25 protein-coding genes are annotated in these 20,987 nt (G+C 64.3%); 14 read left to right on the top strand and 11 right to left on the bottom strand.

Annotation, left to right across the window (positions count from 1 at the left end):
• Nucleotides 1-23 precede the first annotated feature (23 nt).
• Both PZ895_RS09000 and PZ895_RS08995 read left to right on the top strand, forming a co-directional pair.
• Nucleotides 24-422 (top strand): rhodanese-like domain-containing protein, encoded by a 399-nt coding sequence (locus PZ895_RS09000; RefSeq protein ID WP_275838684.1) that lies wholly within the window; start codon nt 24-26, stop codon nt 420-422.
• On the top strand, nt 419-880 hold the full coding sequence (locus PZ895_RS08995; RefSeq protein ID WP_275838683.1) for a MarR family transcriptional regulator: 462 nt from the start codon (nt 419-421) through the stop codon (nt 878-880). Before PZ895_RS09000 ends, PZ895_RS08995 begins: the two co-directional genes overlap by 4 nt.
• Here the strand turns inward: PZ895_RS08995 and PZ895_RS08990 are convergent.
• Nucleotides 877-1,227 (bottom strand): DUF971 domain-containing protein, encoded by a 351-nt coding sequence (locus PZ895_RS08990; RefSeq protein ID WP_275838682.1) that lies wholly within the window; start codon nt 1,225-1,227, stop codon nt 877-879. The two genes, PZ895_RS08995 and PZ895_RS08990, sit on opposite strands and share 4 nt — an antisense overlap.
• A gap of 132 nt (nt 1,228-1,359) precedes the next feature.
• Here PZ895_RS08990 and moaA point away from each other — a divergent pair, with 132 nt between their 5' ends.
• The 6 genes from moaA (at nt 1,360) to PZ895_RS08960 (ending at nt 6,215) form a co-directional block, all read left to right on the top strand.
• Nucleotides 1,360-2,370: a GTP 3',8-cyclase MoaA gene (gene moaA, locus PZ895_RS08985; protein WP_275838681.1), complete on the top strand. Its 1,011-nt coding sequence runs from the start codon at nt 1,360-1,362 to the stop codon at nt 2,368-2,370.
• A gap of 88 nt (nt 2,371-2,458) precedes the next feature.
• Nucleotides 2,459-3,379, top strand: a complete 921-nt coding sequence (locus PZ895_RS08980) for a DMT family transporter (RefSeq protein ID WP_275838680.1) — start codon at nt 2,459-2,461, stop codon at nt 3,377-3,379.
• A 66-nt stretch (nt 3,380-3,445) separates the two neighbouring features.
• Entirely contained in the window at nt 3,446-4,660 is a 1,215-nt protein-coding gene (locus PZ895_RS08975; protein WP_275838679.1) for a multidrug effflux MFS transporter, read from the top strand.
• Nucleotides 4,657-4,824 (top strand): hypothetical protein, encoded by a 168-nt coding sequence (locus PZ895_RS08970; protein ID WP_275838678.1) that lies wholly within the window; start codon nt 4,657-4,659, stop codon nt 4,822-4,824. Before PZ895_RS08975 ends, PZ895_RS08970 begins: the two co-directional genes overlap by 4 nt.
• The gene (gene mobB / locus PZ895_RS08965; protein WP_275838677.1) at nt 4,821-5,324 is read left to right on the top strand and encodes a molybdopterin-guanine dinucleotide biosynthesis protein B; all 504 of its coding nucleotides are present in this window, start codon (nt 4,821-4,823) and stop codon (nt 5,322-5,324) included. Before PZ895_RS08970 ends, mobB begins: the two co-directional genes overlap by 4 nt.
• Nucleotides 5,325-5,348: 24 nt before the next feature.
• Nucleotides 5,349-6,215: an NAD(P)-dependent oxidoreductase gene (locus PZ895_RS08960; RefSeq protein ID WP_275838676.1), complete on the top strand. Its 867-nt coding sequence runs from the start codon at nt 5,349-5,351 to the stop codon at nt 6,213-6,215.
• Here PZ895_RS08960 and PZ895_RS08955 read toward each other — a convergent pair whose 3' ends face one another.
• The 4 genes from PZ895_RS08955 to PZ895_RS08940 all read right to left on the bottom strand — a co-directional run bounded on the left by PZ895_RS08955 (nt 6,216) and on the right by PZ895_RS08940 (nt 8,740).
• Entirely contained in the window at nt 6,216-6,713 is a 498-nt protein-coding gene (locus tag PZ895_RS08955) for an Lrp/AsnC family transcriptional regulator (RefSeq protein WP_275838675.1), read from the bottom strand.
• Nucleotides 6,714-6,812: 99 nt separating this feature from the next.
• Entirely contained in the window at nt 6,813-7,418 is a 606-nt protein-coding gene (locus tag PZ895_RS08950; protein ID WP_275838917.1) for a uracil-DNA glycosylase family protein, read from the bottom strand.
• A gap of 20 nt (nt 7,419-7,438) precedes the next feature.
• Entirely contained in the window at nt 7,439-8,050 is a 612-nt protein-coding gene (locus PZ895_RS08945; RefSeq protein ID WP_275838674.1) for a glutathione S-transferase, read from the bottom strand.
• A 66-nt stretch (nt 8,051-8,116) separates the two neighbouring features.
• Nucleotides 8,117-8,740: a thermonuclease family protein gene (locus PZ895_RS08940; RefSeq protein WP_275838673.1), complete on the bottom strand. Its 624-nt coding sequence runs from the start codon at nt 8,738-8,740 to the stop codon at nt 8,117-8,119.
• A 71-nt stretch (nt 8,741-8,811) separates the two neighbouring features.
• Here PZ895_RS08940 and PZ895_RS08935 point away from each other — a divergent pair, with 71 nt between their 5' ends.
• Nucleotides 8,812-10,335, top strand: coding sequence for a HAMP domain-containing sensor histidine kinase (locus PZ895_RS08935; RefSeq protein ID WP_275838672.1), 1,524 nt, complete (start codon nt 8,812-8,814; stop codon nt 10,333-10,335).
• Nucleotide 10,336: 1 nt separating this feature from the next.
• Here the strand turns inward: PZ895_RS08935 and PZ895_RS08930 are convergent, their stop codons facing one another.
• Nucleotides 10,337-11,326: a nicotinate-nucleotide--dimethylbenzimidazole phosphoribosyltransferase gene (locus PZ895_RS08930; RefSeq protein ID WP_275838671.1), complete on the bottom strand. Its 990-nt coding sequence runs from the start codon at nt 11,324-11,326 to the stop codon at nt 10,337-10,339.
• A gap of 128 nt (nt 11,327-11,454) precedes the next feature.
• Between PZ895_RS08930 and PZ895_RS08925 the strand changes: the two genes are divergently transcribed.
• Both PZ895_RS08925 and PZ895_RS08920 read left to right on the top strand, forming a co-directional pair.
• Entirely contained in the window at nt 11,455-11,694 is a 240-nt protein-coding gene (locus PZ895_RS08925; RefSeq protein WP_275838670.1) for a DUF1289 domain-containing protein, read from the top strand.
• Nucleotides 11,694-12,398, top strand: coding sequence for a TIGR02281 family clan AA aspartic protease (locus tag PZ895_RS08920; RefSeq protein ID WP_275838669.1), 705 nt, complete (start codon nt 11,694-11,696; stop codon nt 12,396-12,398). Before PZ895_RS08925 ends, PZ895_RS08920 begins: the two co-directional genes overlap by 1 nt.
• A gap of 3 nt (nt 12,399-12,401) precedes the next feature.
• Here the strand turns inward: PZ895_RS08920 and PZ895_RS08915 are convergent, their stop codons facing one another.
• Together PZ895_RS08915 and dusA are read right to left on the bottom strand one after the other, a co-directional pair.
• Nucleotides 12,402-13,235 (bottom strand): sulfite exporter TauE/SafE family protein, encoded by an 834-nt coding sequence (locus PZ895_RS08915; protein ID WP_275838668.1) that lies wholly within the window; start codon nt 13,233-13,235, stop codon nt 12,402-12,404.
• Between the two features lie 64 nt (nt 13,236-13,299).
• Entirely contained in the window at nt 13,300-14,301 is a 1,002-nt protein-coding gene (gene dusA, locus PZ895_RS08910; protein WP_275838667.1) for a tRNA dihydrouridine(20/20a) synthase DusA, read from the bottom strand.
• A gap of 203 nt (nt 14,302-14,504) precedes the next feature.
• On the opposite strand from dusA, the gene PZ895_RS08905 reads away from it, so the two are divergent.
• The gene (locus PZ895_RS08905; protein WP_275838666.1) at nt 14,505-14,984 is read left to right on the top strand and encodes a MarR family transcriptional regulator; all 480 of its coding nucleotides are present in this window, start codon (nt 14,505-14,507) and stop codon (nt 14,982-14,984) included.
• An 83-nt stretch (nt 14,985-15,067) separates the two neighbouring features.
• Complete coding sequence (locus PZ895_RS08900; RefSeq protein ID WP_275838665.1) at nt 15,068-16,792, top strand: thiamine pyrophosphate-requiring protein; 1,725 nt, start codon at nt 15,068-15,070, stop codon at nt 16,790-16,792.
• Nucleotides 16,793-16,810: 18 nt separating this feature from the next.
• On the opposite strand, the gene PZ895_RS08895 is transcribed toward PZ895_RS08900, so the two are convergent.
• The 3 genes from PZ895_RS08895 to PZ895_RS08885 form a co-directional block, all read right to left on the bottom strand.
• The gene (locus PZ895_RS08895; protein WP_275838916.1) at nt 16,811-18,112 is read right to left on the bottom strand and encodes a TRAP transporter large permease; all 1,302 of its coding nucleotides are present in this window, start codon (nt 18,110-18,112) and stop codon (nt 16,811-16,813) included.
• Nucleotides 18,112-18,615: a TRAP transporter small permease gene (locus PZ895_RS08890; RefSeq protein ID WP_275838664.1), complete on the bottom strand. Its 504-nt coding sequence runs from the start codon at nt 18,613-18,615 to the stop codon at nt 18,112-18,114. Before PZ895_RS08890 ends, PZ895_RS08895 begins: the two co-directional genes overlap by 1 nt.
• 73 nt (nt 18,616-18,688) lie before the next feature.
• Entirely contained in the window at nt 18,689-19,720 is a 1,032-nt protein-coding gene (locus tag PZ895_RS08885; RefSeq protein WP_275838663.1) for a TRAP transporter substrate-binding protein, read from the bottom strand.
• 226 nt (nt 19,721-19,946) lie between these two features.
• On the opposite strand from PZ895_RS08885, the gene deoC reads away from it, so the two are divergent.
• Nucleotides 19,947-20,963, top strand: coding sequence for a deoxyribose-phosphate aldolase (gene deoC / locus PZ895_RS08880; protein WP_275838662.1), 1,017 nt, complete (start codon nt 19,947-19,949; stop codon nt 20,961-20,963).
• The last annotated feature ends 24 nt before the right edge of the window (nt 20,964-20,987 follow it).

Below are 20,987 nucleotides of genomic sequence, written 5' to 3'. Positions count from 1 at the left end.
ATCGGCAGGTCAGGAGGTCTGCCATGAAAAAGGGTTACAAGGCATTGCTCGAAGAAGCCGATGCCGAGATCGAGGCGATTACGCCGGCCGAAGCGCAGGAACTCGCCGCGCGCGACGACGTGGTGCTGGTCGACATCCGCGATCCGCGCGAACTGGACCGGGAGGGCCGCATTCCGCACACGCTGCACGCGCCGCGCGGAATGCTGGAATTCTGGATCGACCCGGAAAGCCCCTATCACAAGCCGGTCTTCGCCAGCGGCAAGACCTTCGTCTTCTTCTGCGCCGGCGGCCTGCGTTCGGCGCTTGCCACCAAGACCGCGCAGGATATGGGTCTTTCCCCCGTCAAGCATATCAAGGGCGGGTTCGGCGCCTGGAAGGAAGCCGGCCTGCCCTATGATCCGCCGACCGAGCGCAAGCCTTGACCGCAGCCGGATCGACAGACGCGCCGCGCCTGCCATGGGACAATCCCCGGTTCCGCAACTGGATTGCGGTCGTGCGGGCCGAGCGCGCGGTCGTGCGCGAACTCGCCAAGGCGATCGCGCCGCTCAAGATCGGCCAGCTTGACGTCCTGATGAACCTCTACCGCCACCCCGGCCTGTCCCAGCACGATCTGGCGCGCCGGCTCCTCGTCGGCCGATCGAACATCACGATGCTCCTGCCGCAGCTCGAAAGCCAGGGCCTGCTGCGGCGTGATCCCGATGAGAGCGACCGCCGCGTCCTGCGGCTCTATCTCACCGAGGAAGGCGAGACGCGGCTGATGGCGGCGATGGAAATCTACGTGGCCCTGCTCGACCGCGTGATGGCACAGTCGACGCCCGACCAGTGCGAACGCCTCGGCGACCAGATGCGCCGCATCAGCGAAGCGCTGAAGGAAGACTAGCCGCGAGACAGACCCTTCGCCGCCAGTTCGTCGAGATAAGCCTGCCAGCGTGTTTCCCTCTCGTGGCCGAGCGTGTGCAGGTAGTCCCAGCTAAAGATGCCGGTATCGTGTCCGTCGTCGAAAACGATGCGCACGGCGTAGTTGCCCACCGGCTCGATCTTCGAGATCGCGACATTGCGCTTGGCCGGAACGGTCACGCGCTGTTCGGGGGAATGGCCCTGCACTTCGGCCGAAGGCGAGACGACGCGCAGGAACTCCGCCTCGAGCGGGATCGGCGCGTGACTGTCGAAGAGGACGGTCAGCGTCCGGCGATCCTTTGAGACGCGCAGTTCCGATGGTGGCCGCATATCCTGTCCTCTCGTCGCCATTCGCTTCCGAATGCCTCAATTCATCGTCAAACGCCAGACTTTCGGCGCATCGGGCTTGCGCCGCGGGCAAAAGATCACGAAATTGACCGGATGGGCATTAAAGGCAATGGCATGAACCTTGGCGACACCAGCATGATCGACCCGTTCGGGCGGGCGATCTCCTATCTGCGCGTCTCAGTGACGGATCGCTGCGATTTCCGCTGCACCTATTGCATGGCGGAAGACATGACCTTCCTGCCCAAGCGCGACCTTCTCAGTCTGGAGGAACTCGACCGTCTCTGCACCGTCTTCATCGAAAAGGGCGTGAGAAAGCTCCGCCTGACCGGGGGCGAACCGCTGGTGCGCAAGAACATCATGCATCTCGTCCGCGATCTCTCGCGTCACATCGAAAGCGGCGCGCTCGAAGAACTGACCCTGACGACCAACGGCTCGCAACTCCAGCGCTTCGCCGCCGGGCTGGCCGAATGCGGCGTTAAGCGGATCAACGTCTCGCTCGATACGCTCGACCCGGCGAAGTTCAGGCAAATCACCCGTTGGGGCGACATCTCCAAGGTCATGGCCGGCATCGACGCCGCGCAGGAAGCCGGGTTGAAGATCAAGATCAACGCCGTCGCGCTCAAGGGCTTCAACGACCACGAACTCCCCGACATGCTGCGCTGGGCGCATGGCCGCGGCATGGACATGACGGTCATCGAGACGATGCCGATGGGCGAAATCGACGAGGACCGGACGGACCAGTATCTGCCGCTGTCGCTCCTGCGGGCGCAACTCGAGCGCGAATTCACCTTTACCGACATACCATTCAAGACCGGCGGCCCCGCGCGCTATGTCGAGGTTGCGGAAACCGGCGGTCGGCTCGGCTTCATCACGCCGATGACGCACAATTTCTGCGAAAGCTGCAACCGCGTGCGCCTGACCTGCACCGGCACGCTCTATATGTGCCTCGGCCAGGACGATGCGGCCGACCTGCGCGCCGCGCTACGCGCCTCCGAAGGCAACGATCTCCTTTCGAATGCGATCGACGAGGCGATCGGACGCAAACCGAAGGGCCACGATTTCGTCATCGACCGGCGCACGAACCGGCCGTCCGTCTCTCGGCACATGAGCGTTACCGGCGGCTGATCTGGCGTAGAGTTTCGGCGCGCTGGTCCGTTGCGCGCGATCGAGTGGCAGCCTATGGCAGGGTCGACCCAATCGACGAGCCGCCATCTTGACCCTTTCCCCCAATCTCCGCGCCGCCCTGTTCATGGCCATCTCGATGGCCGGATTCACGCTCAACGATGCACTGACGAAGACCGTCATCGGCGACATGAGCGCAGCGCAGGTGATGCTGGTGCGCGGCACGTTCGCCACGATCATGATCGGCCTGCTCGCCTGGCATGGCGGCGTCCTGTCATCGCTGTCGTCCCTGCGGCGTCCGCTGGTAGCGGTGCGCGCGGCAAGCGAGGTCGGGAGCACGCTCTGCTTTCTTGCCGCGCTCGCGCAGATGCCCCTCGCCAACGTCTCGGCCATCCTTCAGGCGCTGCCTCTCGCCGTCACGATGGGCGCGGCTCTTTTTCTCCACGAGCCGGTGGGCTGGCGGCGCTGGACGGCCATTCTCGCCGGTTTCGCGGGCGTCATGATCATCGTGCGGCCCGGCTTCGAGGGCTTCAATTCCTATTCGCTCCTGGCACTGCTCTGCGTCGCCTTCTGCGCCCTTCGCGACCTCGTGACCCGGCGCATTCCCGAGGACATCCCGTCCCTCGCCGTTTCGTTCGCCACCGCGCTCTTCGTCACCGTCGTCGGGGGATTCCTCGTCGTGCCCTACGGCGGCTGGACCGAACTAACGGTGACCAGCACGTCGATGCTGCTCGGTGCCGCCATCCTTCTGATCGTCGGCTACCAGTTCATCATCATGGCGATGCGTGCGGGCGACATTTCCTTCGTCGCGCCCTTCCGCTACACGGCCCTGATCTGGGCGCTGCTGCTCGGCTTGCTCGTCTTCGGTGAAGTCCCCGATTTTGCCATGCTCCTCGGCGCGGCCATCGTCGTCGCATCCGGGCTCTACACGCTCTACCGCGAGCGCCATGCCGGCAAGACGCAGCCCGTTACCGACACGACGTCCCCCGCAATGGCACCCGATGGCGTTTGAAGCGCTTGAAGCGAAACCGGATGCGGCCTATGCACACGCCATGATTAACGTGTTCATTTCGACCCGATGACGATGCCCCTCGCCCACCGCGCCGCGACGCCACCGCACATCTTCACGCTGGTGATGGCGACGGCGTCGAGCGCGCTGGCGATGAACGTATTCCTGCCCTCCCTGCCCGCGATGGCCCGGCATTTCGATGCCGATTATTCCGTGGTGCAGCTCGCGGTCGCGCTCTATCTCGTCGCCACGGCGGTGCTTCAGCTCTTGATCGGCCCCGCATCGGACCGCTTCGGGCGCCGCCCCGTGCTGCTCATCTGTTTTGCCGTGTTTCTTGTCGGCACGCTTGCCGCAATCTTCGCGCCGACCATCGAGATCCTGCTGTTCTGCCGCATCCTGCAAGCGTTCTCGGCCGCCGGAATGGTTCTGTCGCGTGCGATCATCCGCGATACGGTCGGTCCCGACCAGGCGGCGAGCAAGATCGGCTATGTCACCATGGGCATGACGCTGGTCCCGATGATCGGACCGGTCATCGGCGGTTTCCTCGACGAACTCTATGGCTGGCAGTCGACCTTTCTCCTGACCCTCGCATTCGGCGTGACGGCGTTCGCAATCATCTGGATCGATCTCGGCGAGACCAATCTGCGCCCGTCCTCATCGCTGTTCGCACAGGTGCGTTCCTATCCCGAACTGATCAAGTCGGAACGCTTCTGGGGCTACACGCTGACGGCGGCCTTCACGTCGGGCACATTCTTCGCATTCCTCGGCGGGGGTCCGTATGTCGCAAGCGAAATCTTCGGCCTGTCGCCCTCGCAATACGGCTTTTATTTCGGTTTCGTCTCGGTCGGCTACATGGTCGGCAATTTCCTGTCCGGGCGGCTGTCGAGCCGCCTCGGCATCAACACGATGCTCCTGACCGGCAACATCGTCGCGGCAACGGGCATGTCCGTGCCGCTGATCCTCTATTTCGCCGGATACGTCTCGCCGGCGTCGCTTTTCGTTCCGGTGATGTTCGTCGGACTCGGCAATGGCATGACGCTGCCGAACGCCATGGCCGGAATCGTCAGCGTTCGCCCGCATATCGCCGGGTCGGCCTCGGGGCTCGGCGGCGCATTGCAGATCGGCGGCGGCGCGGGGCTTTCCATGCTCGCAGGCGCCCTTCTCGGACCGGAAACGGGACCGGCGCCGCTACTCTGGATCATGCTGGCATCGTCCTGCCTTGGCATCGTCGCGTCGCTCTACGTCCTCAATGTCGCCGCGCGCAAAGGCGAGCTGGCGCGATGAGCATGACGGGCATCGGCCTTGCCGGCGGCCGCGCAATCATTGACAGGGCGATCTCGCGCATCGCGAGCCAGGTCGACGAGTTGGCGATCCATTCCAACACGCTTGCCAGCGTTACCGTCGACACGCCATTCTTCCCGCTGAACCTCGCGAAGCGACTTTCATGACCCAGCGCATCATCGGCATCACCGGCTGGAAGAATTCCGGCAAGACGACGTTGACCGAGCGGCTCGTCGCCGAGTTCGTCGCGCGTGGTGTGAGGGTTTCGACGGTCAAGCACGCGCACCACGCCTTCGATATCGACCAGCCCGGCACCGACTCCTTCCGCCACCGCGCGGCCGGAGCCGGCGAGGTCGCGATCGTTTCGGGCAATCGATGGGCGCTGATGCACGAGTTGCGCGGCGAGAGCGAACCGTCGCTCGACGACGTTCTCGCCCGTCTGTCGCCCTGCGATCTCGTCATCGTCGAGGGTTACAAGCGCGAGGGGCACCTCAAGATCGAGACGCGCCGGCGCGAAGCGAAGGACACCCGTCCGCTTTCGATGGACGATCCCAACATCGTCGCGGTCGCCAGCGATCACGCATTGCCGGGCGAAACCTTGCCCGTCTTCCCGATCGATGACATAGCGGCAATGGCAGATTTCGTTACGTCCCGACTGGGACTTTGATCGACGACACAGGAGGAGAGCACGATGGCGAAGGTCGCATTTCTGGGTTTGGGCGTGATGGGATACCCGATGGCGGGCTATCTCAAGACCAAGGGCGGCCACGACGTCACGGTCTACAACCGCACCGCCGCAAAGGCCGAGAAATGGGCCGCCGAGTTCTCCGGCAAGTCCGCCGCGACGCCCGCCGAAGCCGCCAGGGGCGCCGATTTCGTTTTCTCCTGCGTCGGCAATGACGACGATTTGCGCTCGATCACGCTCGGCGAAAATGGCGCGTTCTCGTCAATGGCTTCGGGATCGATCTTCATCGACAACACGACCGCCTCGGCCGAAGCCGCGCGCGAATTGGCGGCGCTGGCGGGCGAAAAGGGCATCGGCTTCATCGACGCGCCCGTTTCGGGCGGACAGGCAGGGGCCGAGAACGGCGTCCTCACCGTCATGTGCGGCGGCGACCAGGCGACTTACGACAAGGCGAAGCCCGTCATCGACGCCTATGCGCGCATGGTCGGGCTGATGGGGCCGGTCGGCGCGGGGCAGCTCACCAAGATGATCAACCAGATCTGCATCGCCGGCCTCGTCCAGGGCCTGTCGGAAGGCATCGCCTTCGGCCAGCGCGCCGGGCTCGACATCGAAAAGGTCGTCGACGTCATTTCCAAGGGCGCTGCGGGCTCGTGGCAGATGGAGAACCGCTGGAAAACGATGCGCGACGGCAAGTTCGACTTCGGCTTCGCCGTCGACTGGATGCGCAAGGATCTCGGCATCTGCCTCGAGGAAGCAGACCGCAATGGCGCGCAGCTTCCCATCACCGCACTGATCGACCAGTTCTACAAGGACGTGCAGGGTAAGGGCGGCAAGCGCTGGGACACGTCGTCGCTTATCTCGCGCTTGAAATAGTCAGGCCACGTTGCTGGACGAACCACTTTCCTTGTCCAGCACCATGTAGTCGAGCGGCATTTCCGTCGTGTACTTGATCTGCTCCATGGCGAAGGACGAGGACACGTCGCGAATCTCGATCTTGGCGATCAGGCGCTTGTAGAAGGCGTCATAGGCGGCGATGTCCGGCACGACGACGCGCAGGAGATAGTCGATGTCGCCGCTCATCCGGTAGAACTCGATGACCTCGGGAAATTCCTGGATGACCTCGGAAAAGCGTCGCAGCCACTCATGGCTGTGCGAGTTGGTGCGGATCGACACGAACACCGTCACCCGCGCATTGATCTTGACCGGATCGAGCAGCGCCACGCGCTTGCGGATGACGCCTTCTTCCTCGAGTTTCTGGATGCGGCGCCAGCACGGCGTCGTCGACAGCCCCACCTTCTTGGCGACGTCGGCCACGGCAAGCGTGGAATCTTCCTGCAACAAACGCAGGATCTTGCGGTCGAGGCGATCCATTTGAGGCTCCGGTGAGAAATCTCATGCTAAAATGGCGAAGTTTTCCGCGATAGCCAAGCATGAACGCGGGCCATTCCCACCCACCGAAGCAAAACTGTCCTAATCCTTGGTCGGCATCGACAATCGGATTTCACGCCGGAGGACGGGAAGCAATTCTGTTTCGAAGAATGGATGCCGTTTCAGCCAACCCGTATTGCGCCATGAGGGATGCGGCAGCGGGATCATGCGCGGGATCGTGTTGCGCAGGAAGATCACGCGCCAGCTCTCGACGTTCTGCGTCAGCGAGCGGCCGAACTCGGGGCCAAGATGCCAGCGTTGCGCGTATAGCCCGATCGCCAGAACGAACTCGATCTGCGGCATGGTCGCCATCAGCGGTGCCCGCCAGGCAGGGGCGCATTCGCGGCGCGGCGGCAGGTCGCTACCCTTGGCGTCCTGGCCCGGAAAGCAAAAGCCCATCGGCGCGATAGCGAAGAGGGCCGGATCGTAGAATTCCTCGCGCGAAACGCCCATCCAGTCGCGCAGCCGGTCGCCCGAGCGATCGTTGAAGGGCAGCCCCGTCGCATGGACACGCGTGCCGGGCGCCTGCCCCGCGATCAGCACGCGCGCGGTCGAGGACGCGACGACGACCGGGCGCGGCTCGTGCGGCAGCGGCGTCTTGAGCGGTGCATCCCGGCAAATCCGGCAAAGCCGGATGCGCCGGGCCAGATCTTCCGCTTCGCCCAGGATCAGGCCCTGGCGCTCGGCCGCGCGGAAACCTCCGCGAACCAGCGCTTCACGTTTTGAAGTTCGGCCGGCACTTCGAGCCGTGCCGGCTTCATGAACTCGACGCCGACGAGACCGGTGATGTCCGCGATCGTGTAGTTCTCGCCCGCGATGAAGCGGCTGTCGGCAAGATGCCGGTCTAGCATGTGGAGATATTCGATCGCCTTCGGCTTGTTCGCCTCGCCCCATTCGGGGATCTGCGGCACTTCCCATTCCTTCATCGCCGGGTGGATATGCCGAAAGGCTTGGGCGACGGCGGACAGGAAATGCAGTTCCATGCGCCGCTGCCACATCTCGACCTGCGCACGGCCGAGCGGGCCGGTGCCGAACAGCGGAGGCTCGGGATGAAGCTCCTCGAAATAGCGGCAGATGGCGACCGATTCGGCGAGGATGGTGCCGTCGTCGAGTTCGAGCACCGGCAGGCGCTGCAACGGATTGCGCGTCGTCACCGCCTCGGACTTGTGGCCCATCGCAGCCATGTCGACCGGCTCCAGCGGCACGTCGATGCCCTTCTCGGCCAAGAAAATGCGGACCCGGCGCGGGTTCGGAGCACGGCCGCCATCGTAAAGTTTCATTCTTTTCTCTCCCTGATCGAGTTCCTGTCTAAACCGACTGGCGGGCTTCCGCAAAGCCGCTCCCGTTCATGATCGGTCAAGCAGCAGCCGAAGCCGGTCGAGAACCGCATCGAACAGCCCGCCATCATCGCCGATCATGCCGCGCCGGGCACGCCAGTCGCCCGGCCGGTCGAATTCGCCGGCCCAAATTCCCCGTCCGGCCGCCCGCGCACGCGATTCGGCTTCATGATAGTCGCCCGATGCAACCGCCCAGCCCATCTCCACCATTGCAAGATTGAGGTTTCGATCCCCTGCCGCGCAGGTCGACAAATATCGGCCGTAGCGATCCTTGCGCCGGGTGCTGCACGCAACCGTCCGTGCCGCGATCAGTTCGGAAAGTGCCGCGCGCGCCTGCCGCCCGCAGGCGTAGTCGGATCCATCCTTGTGGCAGACCTGATCGAGTTCTGGCGCGTCGATCCCGATCAGCCGTATGCGTTGGCCGGCAATCTCCAGACTGTCGCCATCGGCAACGCGCGCATTGCCGCCGATTTCATGAGCCGCACGGCCCTCGAAATGGACCGCAAGCGCACCGAGAATCAGGAACATGCCCGCCGTCAGCGTAAAATCACGCAGGCCCAGCGGCCGCAACTTTTCGCGGCCGGCGATGCGACGTTGGCCAGAAGTGACCTTGCGGAATGGGAAAACGGGCAAGCGAAGGGTCTCTTAATCTTCTTTGTCTAGACTTCGCGGCGATCATTGGCGCGCATTGACTGATATCTCGTATGGCGTTTTCAGGCACGCAACTTGCCGACAAGAACATCGTGGACCGCAGGAAGGCGCATCGCAACACCGATGTCGCCAAGGCAGTGCGGCGCACGCGCGAACGCCTCTCCCAGCGCGAGGGCAACCCGGTTTTCGAGCGCGAACTCCTGAAGCTTCACGCCCGCGCGATGATCAACACCGCGGCGGCGATCCCGCTGATGGTGCTGGTCGTCATGGCGGGCGGCGTGTTTGCCGGCACCGGGCCGCAGATCGTCATCTGGGCGATCATCACGGTCGCCTGCTATCTCGGCCTCGCGCTGATCGCGCGCCGGGTCGACCGTGCCGATATCAACGAACTCGACGCGGTCGGCGTCAAGCGTTCCTTCCTGCTCGGTCATTTCGTTTCCGGTCTCGGCTGGGCATATCTGGCCACCATCGAATGCGCCGAATGCCAACTCGACCAGTTCACTGTCCTGAAGACGGTCATCCTGCTGCTCGCCATCGCCTCCACAGCGCTGATATCGCACACGCTGCGCGGCGCGCTGTTCCTGACCTTCGCGCTGCCAGTCGCCGTCTTCGCTTATCTGACCGTCAATATGGCGATGCCGGTCGAATCGATCATGGTGGCGTTGCTCGCCATCTCGCTCGGCTTCTTCACCTTCGTCGCCCGCCACATGAACCGTTCGGCCGTCATGCTTCTTTCCTATCAGGCGGAAAAGGACGGCCTGATCGGCGAACTCGAGACGGCGAAGTCGATGTCGGACGAGGCCCGCCGACGCGCCGAGGAGGCCAACCTTGCCAAGTCGCGCTTCCTTGCCACGATGAGCCACGAATTGCGCACGCCGCTCAACGCGATCCTCGGATTCTCGGAGGTCATGGGCAACGAGGTTCTCGGGCCGATGCACAACGAGACCTACCGCGACTATTCGCGCGACATCAACGCGTCGGGCCAGCATCTTCTCAACCTCATCAACGAGATACTCGACCTGTCGCGCATCGAGGCCGGTCGCTACCAGCTCAACGAGGAGCCGCTGTCGCTGATCGGCGTCGTCGAGGAGTGCTGTCATCTGATGGAACTGAAGGCGCACAAGAAGTCGATCCGCCTCGTCCAGCAGTTCGAACCGACCCTGCCGCGTCTTCTCGCCGACGAACGCTCGCTACGCCAGATCACGCTCAATCTGATCTCGAACGCAGTGAAATTTGCACCGAACGGCTCGGAAGTGCGGGTGCGCGTCGGCTGGACGGCCGGCGGCGGGCAGTATGTCTCGGTCAAGGACAACGGCCCCGGCATTCCGGCCGAGGAAATTCCCATCGTTCTGTCGGCCTTCGGTCAGGGCTCGATTGCCATCAAGAGCGCGGAACAGGGGACCGGCCTCGGCCTGCCCATCGTCCAGGGCCTGCTCGAACTTCATGGCGGCGAGTTCCAGCTTCGCTCCAAGCTGCGCGAGGGCACCGAAGCCATCGCCATCCTGCCGCCGGCCCGCGTCATGGAAGCTCTGCCGGCGCTTCCGACGCGTCAGAGGGCGGCAGCGGGCCGCCGCTAGATCAGTTCTGCCGTATCGTCATCGAGCCGAATGTCTGGGCCGCATTCTTCAGCACCAACGCCCCCATCGCCGCGCCGATCCCCTCGCCTTCGCCCATTTCGAGATCGAGGATCGGCTTCAGGGCGAGCGCCTGTGCCGCATGGCGCTGGCCGCGATTGGTCGTGGCGTGACCGAGCAGGCAGTGGTCGATCGCGTCCGGCCGCACGCCGTGAAGCACCGCCGCCGACGCCAGCGACACGATCCCGTCGAGCACCACGGGAATGCGTTCCATCCGCGCCGCGAGGATCGCGCCTGCGATCGCGGCGATCTCGCGCCCGCCGAGGCGGCGCAGTGCTTCCAGCGGATCCTTCACATGGCCGCCATGGAGTTCGACGGCCCTGTCGATCAGGCGGATGCGCCTTTCGGTCAGATCAGGTTCGCCCACCGGCTCGATCCAGTCGAGCGCGGCCTTACCGTGCAGGGCCATCAGGAGAGCCGCCGCGACCGTTTCGCCGCCGACGCCGAGGCTGCCGATGCAGATCAGGTCCGCGCCACCGGCGATCGCCTCCATGCCGAAGGCCATTGTCACCGCGCAGCCGCGCTCGTCGAAGGCCGGACCTTCCGAGATGTCCTCGACCGGCAGATGTAGCGCAAGGTCGAAGACCTTCAGGCCGAAATCGTTCGCCGCGCAGATCTGGTTGATCGCCGCGCCCCCCGCCGCGCAGAACTCGACCATGGCCTGCGTCTCGCTCGCCTGCCGCGTGCTGATGCCATGTTTCGCGATGCCATGGGTGCCGGCGAAGAGCGTCACCATCGGCCGCGAAATCTGCGGCTGACTGCGGCCCTGCCATCCGGCCAGCCAGACGGCCATTTCGCCCATGCGGCCCAGCGGAACCCCCTGGTCTTCGAGCAGCCGCAGACGCGCTTCCGCATCGCGCCGCGCCGTCCTGTCGGCTTCGGGCAGGCGGTGCAAAAGGTCGCGATAGTCGTCGAAAGGCAGGCCGCTGGTCATCGAATGCTCCTCAAACTGTGCCCTAGCGCTTATCCAAGTCGCGTCGGTATCACAATGGCGGATGCCGCCGCTCGTCTTGCACGGTCCCGCCATTTGGCCCATCTGTGATGGATGGCAAGGAACATTTCATGACGCCGATCGAATCGCCCTGCATTCTCGTCTGTTCGATCGACATGACGACGGGCTACTGTTTCGGCTGCGGGCGCACGCGTGAGGAAATCGGCGCGTGGATGACGATGTCGACGCAGGCGCGGCGCGAGACGATGGCCGAACTGCCCGCGCGGCTCGAGACGATGGAGCGCCGCCCCCGCCGCGAAACCCGACGTGCCCGCATGGCGCGCGAACGTGATCTGGGCAGGATTGAGTGATGGGACGCCTGTTCTGGATCATTATCGCCATCATGGCGCTCGGCCTCGTCGCGCTGATCGCGACGGGCGACAGCGGCACGCTCTTCGGTCTCGACGGGGACAGCTTCGCGCGCACGCTCTATCTGGGGCTTCTCGGAGCCGTCGTCGCCGTCGGCCTGCTCGGCTCCGGCCAGCGCTTCGGGCCGATGGCGCGCACGTTCGCCATCTGGCTCGTCATCATCATGACGCTGATGGTCGGCTACCAGTACCGCTACGAATTGCAGGATGTCGGCAGCCGCCTGACCGCCGGACTCATTCCCGGCAGCCCGCTCTCGCTGATCGGCGATGACGGTCGCGCGGCGGTCATGATCGAGCGGATGGCGAACGGTCATTTCGAGATTCGGGCCTCGATCAACGGCACGAGCGTCAACACGGTCGTCGATACCGGCGCGACGACGACCGTTTTGAGTTCCGCCGACGCCCGCCGGATCGGTCTCGATCCCGACGCGCTCAGCTACACGGTGCCCGTCATGACCGCAAACGGCCAGGCACAGGCGGCACGCATCACGCTCGATGAAATCCGCATCGGCGAGATTTCGCGCACCCGCCTGCCCGCGCTCGTCGTTGGCGAAGGTCAGCTCGACCGCACGCTTCTCGGCATGAATTTCATCGGCTCGCTGTCCGGCTTCGACATGCGCGGCGAGCGGCTCATCCTGCGTGACTGAGGATCAGGCGGCCAGGCTCCAAAAGAACCGCGCCGAGATGAAGATGCAGAACAGCCCGAAGGCGACTTCGAGCTGGCGTTTCTTCAAGGCATGGGCGATCCGGACGCCATAGGGCGTCACGATCAGCGCGATCGGGATGATCAGCGCGACGGCGACCCAGTTGATGAAACCGGTCGAGGCGATGGGCAGGTCGGGATGGCCCCAGCCGGCCCAGATATAGCCGATCGTGCCGGGGATCGCGATCAGGACGCCGACGCCGGACGAGGTGGCGACGGCCTGGTGCATCGGCCGGCCGTAGATCGTCATGAAGGTGTTGTTCATGACGCCGCCACCGATGCCCATGAGCGTCGAGAAATAGCCGATGACGACGCCTGCCACCGTGCGCCCGCCAGTTCCCGGCAGATCGCCCTTGAGCTTCCAGGATTCCCGGTTGAACAGGAGCCGCACCGCGACGAGCAGCATCAGAACGGCGAAGATGACGCGCAGCCCCTCGCTCGATATGTAGGCGGCGGTGATGGACGCCAGCACGACGCCGATCGGAACCGGAATGAGAAAACTCTTCAAGAGATCCATATCCACCGCGCCGCGCGCCTTGTGGCCGGTGAAAGAGCGAATCGAGGTCGGGATGATGATCGCCAGCGACGAGCCGACGGCCAGATGCATCCGTACAACCTCGTCGACGCCGAGCAGGCCGAAGACCTGATAGAAGACCGGCACGAGCACTGCGCCGCCGCCGATGCCGAAAATACCGGCCATCAGCCCCGCGACGACGCCGGAGGCGGCGATGGCGGCGGCGAAGACCGCAAGCTCGCTCCACGGCAGATCAAGACCGGACATGAGCATTCCCCCGCAATTCGTTGCGTCCGTGCGCTACCTTGAAGGGGGCGGAAAGTAAACCGGCTCAGGCCGCGTCGCGGCACTGGTCCAGGCGGATTTCGGCAAAGGCGGCGCGTAGCACCTCTGGCCCTGCGCCAGGCTTGGTGGCATCGGTCGACAGGATCTGGCGGAAGCGACGCGCTCCTGGCATTCCATGGAACAGCCCGACCATGTGCCGCGTGACATGCGTCAGCCGCCCACCTTCGAAGATGTGGGCGGCGCAGTAATCCGCCATCCGGTCGATCAGTTCGTGCCATTCGATCGGGTCTGCATCGACGCCGAAGATGCGCCGGTCGATTTCGGCCAGGAGACCCGGATTGTGATAGGCCGCGCGGCCCATCATGATCCCGTCCGTCGCCTCCAGATGGCGCAGGCTTTCGTCGAGATCGGCGACGCCGCCATTGATGCCCACGAAAACGTCGCCGAGCCGCGCCTTCAGCCGGTAGACGCGGTCGTAGTCGAGCGGCGGGATGTCGCGGTTCTCCTTCGGGCTCAGCCCTTGCAGCCAGGCTTTGCGCGCATGGACCCAAAGCGCGTCGGCTCCGGCCGCGAGAACCTTGTCCGCGAGCTCGTCGAGGGCGATCTCCGGGTCCTGTTCATCGACGCCGATCCGGCACTTCACCGTGACCGGAACCGACACCGAGGCTTTCATCGCCGCGACGCATTCGGCCACGAGATCGGGAGTGCGCATCAGGCAGGCGCCGAACGTGCCGCTTTGCACGCGGTCGGACGGGCACCCCACATTCAGATTGATCTCGTCATAGCCCCATTGGGCCGCAATCTCCGCCGCCCTGGCGAGTTTGTCCGGGTCGCTGCCCCCCAGTTGCAAGGCCACCGGATGTTCCTCCGGCGCAAAACCCAAGAGGCGATCGCGATTGCCATGAATCACCGCATCGGCCACCACCATCTCGGTGTAGAGAAGCGCGCGAACGGTCATCTGCCGGTGAAAATACCGGCAGTGGCGATCCGTCCAGTCCATCATCGGGGCGATGGCGAAGACTGATTTGTTATAGAGCTGGCTTGTCAACGACGTTCATCCTTTGCACGGCGGTTTACCCGATCGGCGCTCGAATGGATAGGTCGCGGGGTGTCCGGCAGGGTAGCTTCGACGTTCTCCCTTTTGCCGTGATCGGTTCCTTCCCCTGCCTCTCATGGTTGTGTTCGAGCGCACGATTTGCGCGCAGCCCAACACGCGGTAAGATCGACAAACGGTTCAAGGGGAACGCATTCATGAATCAGGCAAAGCCGCTTCGCAGCGAGATCGAGGCCTCGCAAGGCGGAGAGATCGTGCTTGGGAAGCTCGACGATTATATCGGCTTTCATCTGCGGCTTGCCCAGAACGCCTCGTTCCGCGCCTTCCAGCGCAAGACGGGACAAAGCGATCTGCGGCCGGGCTGGTTTGCACTTCTCAGCCTGATCAAGGACAATCCCGGCATCACGCCGATGACGCTCTCGCGTGCCTCCGGCCGCGACAAGTCGACCCTGACGCCGCTCCTGCGCGACATGATCCGCGACGGTTTCGTCGAAAAGCAGCCCATCGCCCGCGACCGGCGCAGCTATGCACTTTTCGCGACCGCCGCTGGCGCCGCGCGATTGACGGATCTGTCGCGCCATGCCGCCGAGCACGACCGGCGCCTCGACCAGATCGTCGGCGACAGGAAGGCGGAACTGCTTAACCTTCTGCGGCGGATCGCAGTCGAGATCGAGTAAGCGCGCTTGCGTCGTCTCCCGAAAGATTGTTTGATATCAAACTAGTTTGATCGCGCAATCCGCGTCGATCGAGGGAGGTATCGATGCTGAAGAGTCTCGCCGGAAAGAAGACCGTCGGTAGCAAGACGATGACGGCCGGCGCAGCGCTCTTCACGCGCCTGAAGGCGCTCGGCGTCGACTATGTGTTCTGCAATTCGGGAACCGACTTTCCGCCCATCATCGAGGGTCTTGCCGAAGCGTCCGCCAAAGATATTCCGCTTCCCCAAGCCATCGTAATGCCGCACGAGCACGCAGCGATGGGCATGGCGCACGGCTATTATTTCGCGACCGGCAAGGCGCAGGCCGTGATCCTTCATACGAATGTCGGGCTGGCGAACGGTTCCATCGGCGCGATCAATGCAGCCGTCGATCAGGTGCCCATCCTGATGATGTCGGGTCGCACCCCCGTCACCGAGGAAGGCCGCTTCGGCGCCCGGACCGTTCCGATCGGCTGGGGTCAGGAAATGCGCGATCAGACGGCGCTGGTGCGCGAAGCGTCGAAATGGGATTATGAACTTCGCTATCCCGAGCAGATCGGCCCGCTTCTCGACCGTGCCCACGCCATCGCCAATTCGACGCCGAAGGGCCCCGTCTATCTGAGCCTGCCGCGCGAAGTTTTGTGCGAGGATGTGGAAGCCGACAGCCTGGAAGCCCCGCCTTCCATCCAGCCCACACGCACGGCGCCGGACATGGCGCTGATCGGTCAGGCCGCAAAGATGCTGGCCGAAGCGCGCAATCCGCTGATCGTGGCCCAGCGCGGCGCCGGCAGCGAAGCGGGTTTCGCGGCGTTGTCCCAACTCGCCTCGGACTGGTCGATTCCGGTCTGCCAATGGTGGGCGGTGGCGACTGCCATCGCGACCGATCATCCGTGCCATGTCGGCGCCGATCCGATGCCCTGGCTGGGCGAGGCCGATGTCGTACTGGTGCTCGACGCGCTTGCCCCGTGGTGGCCGGACACGCACAAGCCGTCGCCCGATGCAAAGTTCGTCCATATGGGTCCCGACCCGCTCTTCGCCCGGACGCCGGTGCGCAATTTCCGTTCCGACGTGACGATCGCCTGCCCGAACGAGGACGGTCTTCTCGCGCTCGCCGCCGCGATGCGGCCGATGATGAACCGGCACGTCGGCGCGAGAATGAAGCGCCAGACGCTTCTGTCCGAACGGGTTCCGCAAATTCGCGCCAGGGTCGCGCAGGCCGCCGCTTCGAGCGAGCCGATGTCGAAGGCTTATGTGTCGAAATGCCTGTCCGATGCGATCTCGGGCAAGAACGCGACTGTCCTCTCCGAACTTGGCTGTCCGCTCGATCCGATGGCGCTCGACAGGCACAATTCCTGGCATCAGGAGCCACATGCGGGCGGGCTCGGCTGGTCGTTTCCCTGCGCCATGGGAATGCAGCTTGCCGACCGCTCGAAGCTCGTCGTGGCGACGATGGGCGACGGCTCCTATGTGTTTTCCAATCCGGTCGCCTGCCACCAGATCGCCGAGGCGCTCGCCCTGCCGATCCTCGTCGTCATCCTCAACAATTCCGAATGGGGCGCGGTGCGCCATTCGGTGACCGGGCTTTACCCCCACGGCTATGCGGCCAGGGCCAACCGGATGCCACTGACTTCGCTCGACCCCTCGCCCGACTTCACCAAGGTCGCCGAGGCAAGCCGCGCCTATGCCGTGAAGGTGACGAGCGCAGACGACCTGCCCCGCGCGCTGAAGAAGGCGATCCGGCATATCGAGGAAAAGCGCCAGCTCGCCCTCGTCGAGGTCGCGATCGGGTAGCGGTCCCGCGCGTGGCACCTACCGCATCGTCTGCGGCAGGAAGAGCACGATGGCGGGGAACAGGATGATCAGGCCCAGCCTGACCACGTCCGTCATCACGAACGGCATGACGCCGGCATAGATCTTCTGCAACGGCACATCGCGCGCCAGCGAGTTGATGACGAAGACGTTCATGCCGATCGGCGGCGTGATCATGCCCAGTTCCACCGTCATCACGATGACGACGCCGAACCAGATCGGATCGAAGCCGAGCGCCATGGCGACCGGAAACAGGATCGGAATCATCAGGATGATCATCGCCATCGCGTCGAGGATGCAGCCGAGTGCGATCATGAAAAGAAGGATCAGGAGCAGGGTCGGATAGGCGCCAAGTTCGAGGCCGAGCAGGAAGTTCGTCACCTTCTGCGGCGTCTGCGTGATCGTGAGGAAATAGCCGAACAGGATCGCGCCGATCAGGATCATGAAAATGCCCGCCGTCACCTGGATGCTTTCCAGAAGACACGCGAACAGCCGCTTCAGCGGCAGCCTGCGGCGGACCATGGAAATCACGATGGCGCCGGCAGCCCCCATTCCCGCGGCTTCCGAGGGCGTGAAGATGCCGCCATAGATGCCGCCGATAATGAAGACGAAGAGAAGGACGATCGCCCACACGCCGCGCAGCGCCCCAAGCCGCTCACCCCAGCCGATCCGCTCCTGGACCGGGATCTCGATGCCGCGAAACCGGATATAGAGCTGCACCGTGATCAGATACATCACCATGGCCAGGATGCCGGGAACGAGGCCGGCGATGAAGAGCTGGCCGATATCCTGCTCCGTCATGACGCCGTAGATCGCGAGCACGATGGATGGCGGGATGAGAATGCCGAGCGTGCCGCCGGCGGCGATCGATCCGGTCGCTAGCGTGTCGGGATACCCATAGCGCTTCATCTCCGGCAACGCGACCTTCGCCATGGTGGCGGCCGTCGCCACCGAAGAGCCGCAGATTGCCGAAAAGCCGCCGCAGGCGGTGATAGTCGCCATCGCCAGTCCGCCCTTGCGGTGGCCGAGAAACGCGTTGGCGGCGCGGTAGAGTTCGCCGCTCATGCCCGAGGCCGAAGCCACCGCTCCCATGAGGATGAACATCGGTATCAGGCCGAGCGAATAGTCGGTCACCGTGCGGATCGGCGAGATCGCCAGAAGATTCAGCGCCGGGTCCCAGGCCGCAAGCAGGCCGAAGCCGCCGACGCCGATCACCCCCATCGCAACGCCGATGGGAACGCGCAGGATCAGAAGAGCGAACAGGGCGACGAAGCCGCCGACTGCGACGAAATCGGTGGTCATCATGAATTTTCAGCCGGATCGCCGAGAGGGGTGACGAAGCCGCGCAGGATGCGGGCGACGAGTACGAGCACGCAAAGCCCGATGCCCAGCCAGGCGATACCATAGAAGGGCCAGATCGGGATTGCCAGTTCGAAGGTGGTCTGGCGCGACAGACGCACCCGGTCGACCTGCCAGAACAGCATCCAGGCCATCGCCGCCATGAAGATCGCGAACACGATGTCGGAAAAGACGTCGAGAACGCGCCGGCCCGCCGGCGGCAGGATCTGCCAGAACAGATCCACCTGGATGTGGTCCTTGCGGTAAGCGGCTGCGGCGATGCCCCAGAAGATCGCCACACCGAGCAGCAGCCGGCTGACATCGAACGAGCCGGGAAACGGCATCTGCAAGACGTAGCGCATGATCACTGCGGCGAAGGTAAGGATGGTGATGACCGCCAGGAAGACGGCCGCCGCCCCGTCGACGAGTCTAACCATGCGCCGAAGCGCCGCTTCACCCCTGATCATCGGCGCCGTCTCCTCCAGCCGAGCGCATCGACCGATCCCGCATCAACGGAATCGATCGAGCGACAATACGTCGTCAATACGCAGCGTCGCGCTCTTCGAGTGCGTCGACAAGCCCCTGGAAGACCGCGTCGGCATCATGTCCGGCGCCGGTGACGGCCTGCGTCCAGTTGTCTTTCAAGGGAGCCGCGGCCTCGCGCCAAAGCGAGACCTCCTCGTCGGTCGGGACGTAGGCCTCGTGACCCTCCATGGCGATCAGCGTCTCGCGGCCCGAATCCTCGTCGCCGGCCCAGCCGGTTGCAACCCTTTCGGCCCATTCGGTGGTGCAGTGATCGTCGATGACCTGCCGCTGCGCGTCCGACAATCCTTCGTAGCGCGCCTTGTTGATCGTCCAGGCAAAGGTCGTCGCATAAAGCGGAAGGTCGAGATGGTTGGTCGCCACGCCCTCGATGCCGAAGATCAGGATCGAATTCCACGGGAAGGAGATCACGTCGGCGACGCCACGTTCCAGTGCGTCGCGCGCTTCGGGCGCCGAGACCTGGAAGTTCTGGCCGCCGAGCGCCGAGACGAAGGCCGCCATGGTCGCATGAGCCGGGCGAACATTCAGTCCGCGCACGTCCTCGGGCACCCTGATCGGCTCGCGCGAATGAAAGGTGCCGGGCGAATGGAAGTGAACGAGGCAGGCTTTCACGTCGGCCATTTCCTGTTCGGAATATTCGCGATACCAGGCGTCCAGCGCAGCCGACCCTCCGGTCGCGTTCGACGCGAGGAACGGCAATTCGCCGGCCGCGATGATCGGGAAGCGGCCCGGCTGATAGCCCGGATTCACGAAAGAGATGTCGGCGATGCCGTCGCGCGCCATGTCGTAGTGATCGCCTGCCTGCCCGAGTTGCTGCGCCGGATAGATCGTGATCGTGATCGAGCCGCCGGACGCCTCCTCGATGGATTCGATCCATTCGGTCATGCCCATCGTGTGCAGGGGGTGCTGCGGCGGCAGCCAATGGGCGAAACGCAGTTCGACGGGCGCGTCCTGCGCCAGTGCGGAGTTGGACATCAGCGCTGCAAGGCTGGCAGCGACGAGCGGTGCGGCAAGCAACTTCTTCGACATTGGGGTTCCTCCTCCCGTTGGCTCGCGCCGCGGCCGGGAGTTCCTCCCATCCGGCCTTGGCGAGACCAAAGCCTATAACGAGGTCGACACCGCTGGCAACCGTCTTGTTTGCCCCCAAACTATTATGCTTCAAAACAATCTGGGGCCGCGATTTGCCGTCCAGCATTCCACTTGGCCCGGTTTCATGCGATATCGTGCGGACAAGACGAACTGGAACAAAAGAACGATGACGGCAAAACTCCAGGCCGCCACCCTGCACCATCTTCCCACTGCCGGCGCAGCCAGTGACGGGCTAAAGCGCAATCCAGGCCAGCCGCTCGATCTCGGCTGGCTGGAGGCGATGCGCCACGTCAACAGGAGCGCGCTGGAACGTCGCGTCCAGACGCTGACGAAGCGCCGCTCGATCAAGGCCGACAATCAGGCAGCGTGGCTGCTCCGATCCATCTCGCTGATGGATTTGACGACGCTGTCGAGCGACGACACGCCCGATCGCGTGAAGCGGCTTTGCGCCAAGGCGCTCAACCCGTTGCGCGGCGATCTCGTCGCCGGTCTCGGCCTGACCGGACGTGCGATCCGACCGGCCGCGGTCTGCGTCTACCACCCCTTCGTCGCGACGGCCGTCGAAGCCCTCGAGGGCAGCGGCATCCATGTCGCGGCCGTATCGACCGCCTTCCCGCATGGCCTTGCCCCACTTGAGACCCGGCTTGCCGAAGTCCGCGCCTCGGTCGCCGACGGCGCCGGCGAGATCGACATCGTCATCCCGCGCGGCCTCGTCTTCGGCGCCCGCTGGCAGGAACTCTACGACGAGATCGCGGCCTTCCGCGAAGCCTGCGGCGAGGCGCATCTGAAAGTCATTCTCGGCACCGGCGACCTTGCGACGCTGCGCAACGTCATGCTCGCCTCGATGGTGGCGATGATGGCCGGCGCCGACTTCATCAAGACCTCGACCGGCAAGGAAAGCGTCAACGCCACGCTCCCCGTCGGCCTCGTCATGGTCCGCGCCATCCGCGAATATTTCGAGCGCACCGGGCTCTTCATCGGCTTCAAGCCGGCCGGCGGCATCTCCACCGCAAAGGCTTCGCTCGACTGGCTCGTCCTGATGCGCGAGGAGCTCGGCCGGCGCTGGCTGGAGCCGGATCTGTTCCGCTTCGGCGCATCCAGCCTTCTGACCGACATCGAGCGCCAGCTCGAACATCATCTGACCGGCCGCTATTCGGCCGCCCACCGTCACGCCATGGCCTGACGGCCCAAACCGGAACCGACAGAC

The sequence above is a fragment of the Mesorhizobium sp. YIM 152430 genome, from assembly GCF_029210365.1.
Taxonomy (GTDB): Bacteria; Pseudomonadota; Alphaproteobacteria; order Rhizobiales; family Rhizobiaceae; genus Aliihoeflea.
Note: the sequence above shows the minus strand (reverse complement) of the source record. Positions and strands in the feature narration are given on the sequence as shown.